The 9,185-nt window shown below is 62.2% G+C and carries 8 protein-coding genes and 1 pseudogene; 2 read left to right on the top strand and 7 right to left on the bottom strand.

What is annotated here, in order from left to right; genetic code table 11:
- Nucleotides 1–358 precede the first annotated feature (358 nt).
- The 6 genes from QOC89_RS09235 to QOC89_RS09210 form a co-directional block, all read right to left on the bottom strand.
- On the bottom strand, nt 359–1,246 hold the full coding sequence (locus QOC89_RS09235; RefSeq protein ID WP_323044745.1) for a LysR family transcriptional regulator: 888 nt from the start codon (nt 1,244–1,246) through the stop codon (nt 359–361).
- A 180-nt stretch (nt 1,247–1,426) separates the two neighbouring features.
- Nucleotides 1,427–2,263: a CoA ester lyase gene (locus QOC89_RS09230; RefSeq protein WP_323044744.1), complete on the bottom strand. Its 837-nt coding sequence runs from the start codon at nt 2,261–2,263 to the stop codon at nt 1,427–1,429.
- On the bottom strand, nt 2,260–3,651 hold the full coding sequence (locus tag QOC89_RS09225; protein WP_323044743.1) for an MmgE/PrpD family protein: 1,392 nt from the start codon (nt 3,649–3,651) through the stop codon (nt 2,260–2,262). The genes QOC89_RS09230 and QOC89_RS09225 overlap by 4 nt, the downstream gene beginning before the upstream one ends.
- Before the next feature lie 110 nt (nt 3,652–3,761).
- Nucleotides 3,762–4,940, bottom strand: a complete 1,179-nt coding sequence (locus QOC89_RS09220; RefSeq protein WP_323044742.1) for a CaiB/BaiF CoA-transferase family protein — start codon at nt 4,938–4,940, stop codon at nt 3,762–3,764.
- 19 nt (nt 4,941–4,959) lie between these two features.
- Nucleotides 4,960–6,123 (bottom strand): acyl-CoA dehydrogenase family protein, encoded by a 1,164-nt coding sequence (locus tag QOC89_RS09215; RefSeq protein WP_323044741.1) that lies wholly within the window; start codon nt 6,121–6,123, stop codon nt 4,960–4,962.
- Between the two features lie 28 nt (nt 6,124–6,151).
- Nucleotides 6,152–6,994 (bottom strand): FAS1-like dehydratase domain-containing protein, encoded by an 843-nt coding sequence (locus QOC89_RS09210; RefSeq protein ID WP_323044740.1) that lies wholly within the window; start codon nt 6,992–6,994, stop codon nt 6,152–6,154.
- 245 nt (nt 6,995–7,239) lie between these two features.
- Here QOC89_RS09210 and QOC89_RS09205 point away from each other — a divergent pair, with 245 nt between their 5' ends.
- Both QOC89_RS09205 and QOC89_RS09200 read left to right on the top strand, forming a co-directional pair.
- On the top strand, nt 7,240–8,058 hold the full coding sequence (locus QOC89_RS09205) for a 2OG-Fe(II) oxygenase (protein ID WP_323044739.1): 819 nt from the start codon (nt 7,240–7,242) through the stop codon (nt 8,056–8,058).
- A 125-nt stretch (nt 8,059–8,183) separates the two neighbouring features.
- On the top strand, nt 8,184–8,612 hold the full coding sequence (locus tag QOC89_RS09200; protein WP_323044738.1) for a hypothetical protein: 429 nt from the start codon (nt 8,184–8,186) through the stop codon (nt 8,610–8,612).
- 18 nt (nt 8,613–8,630) lie between these two features.
- Here the strand turns inward: QOC89_RS09200 and QOC89_RS09195 are convergent.
- Nucleotides 8,631–9,185: pseudogene (locus tag QOC89_RS09195) on the bottom strand (glycosyltransferase family A protein); the annotation flags it as partial.

Genomic DNA, 9,185 nt, shown 5'->3' with positions numbered 1-9,185 from the left:
GCTTGTGCCGCGTGGGCGATGCCGAGGTCGGCGAGGATGGTGGAAGCGTCCATGAGAATCCCTTTAATTTCCGATGCGAAACAAGAGTAAGTTCGGAAACTATACACGCGGGATTTTCTGGCGGCAAGGGTATTTGCCCGGAACTGGGCGGCGGAGCAGGGTGGAAGGGCTTGTGAGCTCGATGGCCGGGGAAATGGCTGGTCTCGGGGCGTGCTGCGGGCCGTCGCTGCTGAGGCGCCGGCGAGGCGGCATAGTTCGCCCGATCGTTTCTTATTGGAAATTATTGACTTTGGCGTGGGTAGCATTCCGCCGACGGCCAACGCCCGACGCCCGACCCGATTCGGCCGCGTCACGCTACTCAGACGCCGGCGACCAATCTGTCCACCAGCACGCGCGCGAACGGCGGCAAATCCTTCACGCTGCGCACGCAGATCTTCAGCTTGCGCTCGGCCCACGCGTCGTCAAGGCCGACGATCGCGATCTGCATCGTCTTTTTGTGCCGCACCGCAACCGATTCAGGCACGATGCCGATGCCCACGCCCGCTTCGATCATCCGGCAGGCCGCCTCGAAGTTGCCCACCTGGATGCGCAGCTTCAGGCGCGCGCCGAGGGCATCGGCAGCGCTGGTGATGAACGCGTGGATCGCGCTCGACGTGGGCAGACCCACGAAATTGGCGTCGAGCAATTGCGCGAAATCGACCGACGATAGCTTCGCCAGCGCGTGATCGCGCGACGTCACCAGCACCAGGCGGTCGTCGCGATACGGCAGCATTTCCAGATGTTCCGCGTGAACGTTGCCCGCGACGATCCCGATATCCGTCGCGCTATCCGCCACGCCCTTCACGATTTCGCCGCTCAGCACTTCGCGCAGATCGATATTGACGTCCGGATGATCGCGCAGAAAATGACTCAGCACGGCCGGCAGAAACTCGCTGATCGCGGTGGTATTGGCCCAGATGCGCACGTGGCCTTTAATGCCTTCGCCGTACTCCTGCATGTCGCCGGCCAGATGCTCGACCCGCTCGAGCACGAGCCGCGCATGATGCACGAAGGCTTCCCCGGCGGGCGTGAGCGTCACACCCTGGCTGGTTCGATAAAGCAGCTTGAAACCCAACTGCTCCTCGAGATTCTTGACCCGATTGCTTGCCGCCGGCGCCGACAGATGCGAGCGCTCCGCCGCGCGCGCCAGGTTCTGCGTGTCGGCGATATGAAGAAGCAAACGCAAATCCACGAAATCGAAATGCATGATGATGGCCGAAGAGGAGGCGCAAGCGCCCATGAACGCTTGCAATGCGATGCTCCATCTTAACCGGGCGCGAAGCCTGCGCCCGGCGAAAACCGGATTCCCCGCCCATCATGCTTACCTTGCAGTCATGCGATCGCTTACGCTTCGTCGCTCCATGCGGCCTGCACGAACCGGCGTGTGCTATGCGCCCGCCAGAATCCTCCGAGCCTTCAGAATCACCGGCATATCCACCATTTTTCCATCGACAGCCACCGCCGCGCCGTTGCTCGTCTCCACTACGGCCAGCACACGTATCGCCCACGCCTGCTCCGCGTCGCTCCATGCATAAGCGCGATGCACCGCCTCGATCTGCTTCGGATGAATGCACAGTTTCCCGCCGAAGCCAAAGCGGCGCCCGCGTCGCGCGTCGGCTTCGATCTGCTCCATGTCGGTGAGGGTGGTGGACACGCCATCCACCGGCGCGCCAATGCCCGCCAGTCGCGACGACAACACGATCTGCGAGCGAAACAGATCCAGCTCCTCGCGATCGCCATCGATACCGAGGTCGATCTGAAAATCGAGCGTGCCGAACGCGATGCGCTCCACGCGTGGCGCAGCGCACAGTTCGGCGAGATTCGCAAAACCGCGCGCAGTCTCGACAATCGGCAAGACGCTCAAGCGGGGATGCGCATGCGCCAGGATGCCCTCGATCTGCCCGCGCGTCTCCGCCTTGGGCAGCACGATACCGGCAACACCCCGATGCTCGACTAGCGCGGCGATGTCATCGTTGAACCATGACGTGTCCGAGCCATTGACCCGCACCCACGCGGACCCGGACGCGCCATTAGAAGCACCACCGGCTGCACCGCCCGAAACAGCGGCCTGCACCGCCGCACGTGCGGCTGGTTTTTCATCGGGCTGCACGGCGTCTTCGAGATCGAGTATCACCGCATCCGCGCCCGCTGCGTGGGCTTTCTCGAAGCGCTCCGGCCGGTTGCCCGGAACGAACAGATACGAACGCGGCAAGCGCGCGCTCATGCTGCCACCGTCGAGTTGGTCTCGGCACCGAACACCGATTCAACGCAGGGCTGTCCGGCGATCTCCCACGCGTTGCTGAGCAACGCCGCTGCCTCGCCTTCGGTCGCCGCCCCGGAAAATGCCGCCAATCGATGCAGCTTGGTCGCGATTTCATCCCTCGACAAGGTATTGCCGGGGTCCCCCTTCGGTTCGTCGACGCGGCCCTTGAACGTGCGGCCGTCGGTGGTCGTCACCGTCACTTTGCCGATCCAGCGCGCGGGATAAGCGGCATCGACTTCGGCGTCGAACGCCATTTCGACGTTGTCGCGGAAGGCCGCGATCGAGTCGGCGTCGAAACCCTGTTCGAACTCGGTCACGCCCGCATAGCCGTGATAGGCGACGAGCCCAAGCACCGTGCCCATGTTGAACTTCGCCTGGTGGACGGTGCGCGGCGTGACGACCGCGCCGAGCACGTCGATTGCGCCCTGGTGAACGTGCGCGACCACCTTGGCGATATCGCGCGGCGCGAGCTTATGTTCATGGACCACCGCAAGCAACGCATCGGCGGCCGGATGCGTATGGCGGCAAGCAGCGTGGAATTTGAACGATGTCTCGGCAGTCGCCCAGCGCGTGCCGAGCCTGTCGACGAGGCGCGCCGGATCGGCGTCGCTCGACATGCCCGCGGCCATGCCTTGCGCACCTTCGAGAATATGCGTCGCGCCCTTGAAACCATCGGCGGCAAGTTGCGCGGCCATCAAACCGTTGGCCGCCGCCATCGCCGTGTGCAGTTGCTTGGAGTCGGCGGCGTCGCGCAAGAACTCCCATAAGCCGCTTGCCTGCGTGCCCGCCGAGCCGAACGCGTCGAGCATTTGCATCGGCGACAAACCGAGCATGCGCCCGGCCGTAGCGGCAGCCGCTACCGTCCCGGCTGTGCCGGTGGTATGAAACACCTTGTAGTGCGAGCGCCCGAGAAATTCGCCGATGCGAATGCCGACTTCATACCCCGCTACCGCCGCGGCGATGAAGTCGCGCCCGGACGCACGCTTGGCCTGCGCCAATGCGAGTGCCACCGGAAACACCACGGTTGCCGGATGAAACACCGAGCCGTTGTGCACGTCGTCCTGTTCTGCAAAATGCGAGGCGGCGCCGTTGATCATCGCCGCGAAATACGGCGTGGTACGGCCGCGATCGATCAGGACTTCACTTGGACCACTGTTGACGGCGCCACCGCCGGCCTGGCGCGCAAACCGCGTAATGGTTTCGACCGGGCGCGCGCCTTTGCCGGCCAGTGCCGAACCGAGCCAGTCGACATACAGATTGACCGTGCGCTCGACCACCGCCTGCGGGATGCTGTCGAAGTCGAGTTGAGCGGCGAAGGTGGCAAGCGTGAGACTGGGATGATCGGTCATGGCTAGGTCACTCGAAGTTAGCTTTTGAGTCGCGTTTCAGGTTGTGTTCCAACCGCCGGGGTGGCAATACTCGCGCCCACCGCGAAGGTAAAGAACGCAAAGAAGGCCGTTCAGATCGTGCCGGCTTCGCGCAGCGCGTCGATCCGTGCGCTGTCGTAACCGAGTTCACGCAAGATCGCGTCGGACTGTTCGCCGAGTGCGGGCACGGGGTCCATGCGCGGATCGAAGTCATCCGGCAAGCCTGGCGGCAATAAGGCGGGCACCGTACCCACCGGCGTACCGATGTCGTGCCAGCGATCGCGCGCCTTCAGCTGCGGATGCGCCCACACATCGCTCAACGTATTCATCTGCGCGTTGGCGATCCCTGCACGATCGAGCCGCTCGATCACTTGCGCTGCCGTCAATTCGGCAAACGCCGCAACGATCACCTGACGCAACGCGTCACGCGCCGAGGTGCGTTTCGAATTCGATGCAAAGCGCTCGTCGGTGGCGAGTTCGGGTTGCACCAGCACCTGCTCGCAGAAGAGCTTCCATTCGCGCTCGTTTTGCAGACCGAGCATCACCGTCTTGCCATCGCCGGCAGGAAATGGCCCGTACGGATAGATCGTAGCGTGCGCCGCGCCGGAGAGCGCGGGCGGTGGTTGGCCGTCGATCGCGTAGTACAGCGGATAGCTCATCCATTCGACCATGCTTTCCAGCATCGACACGTCGATGCGGCAACCGCGCCCCGTCCGGCCACGCAACAACAGCGCGCTGAGAATGTTCGAATACGCGTACATGCCGGCTGCGATATCCGCGATCGAGCAACCCGCCTTGGCCGGCGCGCCTGGCGAACCCGTAACCGAAAGAAAACCGGCTTCGCTCTGGATCAACAGATCGTAGGCTTTCTTGTCGCGGTACGGGCCATCGGCGCCATAGCCGGAAATATCGCAGACGATCAGCTTCGGATACTTCTTGCTCAACGTGTCATAGCCGAGCCCGAGCCGATCCGCCGCACCGGGCGCGAGATTCTGCACCAGTACGTCGGCATCGGCGACCAATGCTTCGAGAATCTCCGTTGCAGCAGGCTGCTTCAGATCGAGCGAGAGGCTTTCTTTCGAGCGATTGGTCCAGACGAAGTGCGACGACAACCCATGCACGCGTTCATCGTAGCCCCGCGCAAAATCGCCGACGTGGGGACGCTCGATCTTGATCACACGCGCGCCGAGATCGGCGAGTTGGCGCGTGCAGAACGGCGCGGCGATGGCGTGTTCGAGTGTGATGACCTTGATACCGTCGAGTGGTCTCATGTTTGATCCGGCCCGGAAATCAGAACGAACGCGGCAAGCCGAGAATATGCTCAGCCACGTACGACAAAATCAGATTGGTGGAAATCGGCGCAACCTGGTAAAGACGCGTCTCACGGAATTTGCGTTCGACGTCGTATTCGCAGGCAAAGCCGAAGCCACCGTGGAACTGCAAACATGCGTTCGCCGCTTCCCACGAAGCGTCGGCGGCGAGCAGCTTTGCCATGTTGGCTTGCGCACCGCACGGTTCGTGCGCATCGAAACGCCGCGCTGCCTCGAAGCGCATCAGGCTGGCCGCTTCGACGTTGATGAACGAGCGCGCGATCGGGAACTGCACACCCTGGTTCTGTCCGATGGGCCGGCCGAACACGATACGTTCTTTTGCATACTCGGTGACCTTGTCGACAAACCAGTAACCGTCGCCGATACATTCCGCGGCGATCAGCGTGCGCTCTGCGTTCAAACCGTCGAGGATATATTTGAAGCCCTGCCCTTCCTCGCCGATCAGATTCTCCGCGGGAATTTCGAGGTTGTCGAAAAACAGTTCGTTGGTCTCGTGATTGACCATGTTCAGGATCGGCTGCACGGTCATGCCGTGGCCGATCGCGTCGCGCAAGTCGACGATAAAGATCGACATGCCCTCCGATTTTTTCTTCACCTCCGAGAGCGGTGTGGTGCGTGCCAGCAGGATCATCAGGTCAGAATGCTGGACGCGCGAGATCCACACTTTCTGGCCGTTGATCACGTAGCGGTCGCCGCGCCGTTCGGCAGTGGTCTTGATCCTGGTGGTATCCGTACCGGTGGTCGGCTCGGTTACGCCCATCGATTGCAGGCGCAGCTCGCCGCTCGCGATCTGCGGCAGATACCTGAGCTTCTGCTCGTCCGAACCGTGGCGCAGCAGCGTGCCCATGTTGTACATCTGGCCGTGGCATGCGCCCGAGTTGCCGCCGGCGCGATTGATCTCTTCCATGATCACCGACGCTTCCGTGAGCCCCAGCCCCGAGCCGCCAAAGTCTTGCGGAATCAGCGCGGCGAGCCAGCCGGCTTTGGTCAATGCATCGACAAATGCTTCGGGGTAGCCGCGGGCTTCGTCGATCTTGCGGAAATACTCGCCGGAGAATTGCTGACATAAATCGCGCACTGCTTCGCGAATGTCCTGAAACGAATCCTGATGGGTGGTTTGCATAGTCGAATCTCGTGGTGTTTCCTGGTGTTCAGGCGAGTGCCGCTGTGGCGCGCATGGTCAGATAGCCTTCGTGGTCTTTGGCCCATAGGTCGATGGTCTTGCCGTCGTCGGCGGGTTTGCCGCATACCGTGAACGGCTGCCCCGCGAAGGTGGGACGCAGCGCCTTGAACGCGAAGCTTTGCAGCGTCGCCTTGGGCTGTTCGCGGCGCAGCAGATCGACCAGAAGGGTGGCGATCAGCGGACCATGAACGATCAGGCCGGGATAGCCTTCCACTTCGGTCACGTACGGGTAGTCGTAATGGATGCGGTGGCCGTTGAACGTCAGCGCAGAGTAGCGGAACAGCATGACGGCGTCGGCGTCGATGGTGCGCCGCCACGTTTCGCCTTCGGGCGCGAGCGCCGCTTGCGGCGGCCGCGCGCCCTCTTGCGGCGCGTCGCGATAGACGATGTCGTGCTCTTCTTCAAGCTTCAGTTCGCCACCGGCTTCGATCGTATGCTGCACCGTCACGAACACGAGACGGCCGGAGCGGCCGGTTTTATCCTCGATATTGGCGACGGTCGATGTGCGTTTCGCATGCTCGCCGACCTTGAGCGGCGCATGAAACGTGAGGCGGCCGCCGGCCCACATCCGACGCGGCAACGGCACCGGCGGCAGAAAACCGCCGCGCTCGGGATGACCGTCGGGTCCTATGTCGGACATCGGCGCAATCGGCAGAAAGTACAGCCAATGCCACAGCGGCGGGACCGACTCGTTGCTTTCTTCCCGGTCGAGCGTGGCGGCCATCGCCGTCAGCGGAAACGCGGTGATGTCGTCTTCGGTCACCGCCTCCTTGTCGAGCCAGTCGTCGAGTTTCTGCGGGGAGGCAGACATGGGCAAGGTCTCCGTGTACGTGTATTGAGCTAAATAGGGTCCTACTATGAACCCGGCAGCGGGTTTCGCGAAGTTTGCATTTTCGAAGCGTGCCTTTGCTTTTGCTTAAGACGGCTGGAATGCCCGCGCGATGGGTTGGCGTGCGTGGACGGGCGGAGAATTGGTGAGCAAGAGTCGGAGTGCGTGGCCAAAGGCGCGTGTTTACACTGAGTCATCGCTGGTTGATTGCCTTTTGGAGGATGCTCATGAATACGGTTGCGAAGGGTCCGCGCGCGCAGTCGCTGGAGTTGGGGCTGGGATTAGCGCCGAAGGATGAGCCGGAGCCGCGACGCCCGGCGGCGCCGGGTGCGGCAGCCGGCCCGCTTGCGCGGAGGGTCGATGCGATCGACTGGTTCGATGTCGAAGAAGAGCTGAACCGCTATGGCTGCGCGATGCTGCGCAATCTGCTCAGTGCGCAGGAATGTGCCGCGCTGACTGCGCTCTATCCGCACGAAGCGCTATACCGCAGCCGCGTTGTGATGGCACGGCATGGTTTCGGTCGCGGTGAATACCAATACTTTGCGTATCCGCTGCCACCGCTGATCGCGGAATTGCGCACTGAGCTCTATCCGCGGCTTGCGCCGGTCGCGAATCGGTGGAATGAAGTGATGAATATCGATGTGCGTTATCCCGCCGCGCACGGCGAGTTTATCGAGCGCTGCCACGCCGCCGGCCAACTGCGCCCGACTCCGCTGATGCTTCAATACACCACGGACGACTACAACTGCCTGCATCAGGATCTGTACGGCGAGCACGTGTTCCCGCTTCAGGTCGCGATTCTGCTGTCCGAGCCGGGTGAGGATTTCACGGGTGGCGAGTTCGTGATGACGGAACAGCGTCCGCGGATGCAGTCGCGCACGGAAGTCGTGCCGCTGCGCAAGGGCGACGCGGTCGTGTTTGCGGTTCATCACCGGCCGGTGCAAGGCACGCGCGGTGTGTACCGGGTGAATCTGCGACATGGCGTGAGCCGCTTGCGGTCGGGCCATCGGCATACGCTGGGAGTGATTTTTCACGATGCCAGTTGAAGCGGGCTGACCTGACGCATTGACTCGGTGGAATCGCTCGGTGGTCGGCTTCAGGTTGCGCCGCTGCGTGCTCCCGGCTGTTCGTACGCGATGCGCGACGGTCTGCCTGGTTCGTCACGCTCGCATTGAAGCCGCTGCAGACGCAGCGTGTTGTGGTGTGGAATCCCAATGTCGAACTGGCTACCGGGTCGCTACTTTGCTGTTTGCATTGGGCGCGGGTGTTGAGTGATCCTTCGCGGTGTCGATTGTCGTCGGGCGACGTGCCGCTGAAGGGGGCGCAGGTGAGTGCTGCCCATGTGGAGTCGATTGTGGCGCGGCTCGATTTGTTGATCGCGCGGTATCACGGTGAGGTGGCACGTTCTGCTCGTGACAAGTTGGATGAGCGTGTGTCGGTATCTGCTGCTGTTGACGCTGCTGTTGAAGTTGATCCGTCGAAGGTATCGGCGCTCGCTCAGCTAGACGGCGCCGTTGCGCAGTTGTTCGAGCGGTTGACGCAGCCGGTTGCTGAAACGCGGCGGGTTTTCAATTGGGCGCTTCGGGGAAGGAGCGCGTAGGCGGCGACACCACCGCCGTTAGCAACCAGGCACTCCGCCCATCGCTTTGAATTGCGCGTAACTGATCATCTGGAAATGCTGCTGGCCGGTCAGTTTCAGGATCATCTTTGAGTCGTCGGGTGGAATTTCTCCGAACATCTCATAGTGAAACGCGAGTGTGCTCACGTAGTTCACGGTTGGCACGGTTGAATGCATGCGTGTGTAGCCTCCGGTTTGCACGGCGTTCCAGAATAGCCTGTCGCCGACGATGCTTTCGCGCGCGTCTTTGAAGAGCCACGCCGCGCATGCGGGAAAGGCAGCGCGCGTCAGGAAATAACAATTGGTGTCGTTGAAATCGACGCCGTTCGACTCTTTACAGATACCAAGCACACGGCCGTCGGCAGTGAAAATATTTCGGGCTGCCGTGACCACTTGCGCACTCGTTTCCTCGACGATCATGCGCATCGTTTCGACGTGGTTTGGCTCATACCAGTTGTCGGCGTCAAGAAAACAGATTGCATCAAATCCATTCGCGGCCGCGCAAGCGGCACCTATACCGCGAGGTGTATCCCCGTAGTCCGCGTGATTGGGGAT

This window comes from Paraburkholderia sp. (assembly GCF_034668105.1).
GTDB lineage: Bacteria > Pseudomonadota > Gammaproteobacteria > Burkholderiales > Burkholderiaceae > Paraburkholderia.
The sequence above is the reverse complement of the archived record's forward strand: the minus strand, read 5'-3'. Positions and strand labels throughout refer to the sequence as shown.

Coding starts and splice junctions, on each gene's coding strand:
- QOC89_RS09205 (WP_323044739.1), top strand. CDS start 7,240: ATGAATACGGTTGCGAAGGGTCCGCGCGCGCAGTCGCTGGAGTTGGGG.
- QOC89_RS09210 (WP_323044740.1), bottom strand. CDS start 6,994: ATGTCTGCCTCCCCGCAGAAACTCGACGACTGGCTCGACAAGGAGGCG.
- QOC89_RS09220 (WP_323044742.1), bottom strand. CDS start 4,940: ATGAGACCACTCGACGGTATCAAGGTCATCACACTCGAACACGCCATC.
- QOC89_RS09225 (WP_323044743.1), bottom strand. CDS start 3,651: ATGACCGATCATCCCAGTCTCACGCTTGCCACCTTCGCCGCTCAACTC.
- QOC89_RS09230 (WP_323044744.1), bottom strand. CDS start 2,263: ATGAGCGCGCGCTTGCCGCGTTCGTATCTGTTCGTTCCGGGCAACCGG.
- QOC89_RS09235 (WP_323044745.1), bottom strand. CDS start 1,246: ATGCATTTCGATTTCGTGGATTTGCGTTTGCTTCTTCATATCGCCGAC.
- QOC89_RS09215 (WP_323044741.1), bottom strand. CDS start 6,123: ATGCAAACCACCCATCAGGATTCGTTTCAGGACATTCGCGAAGCAGTG.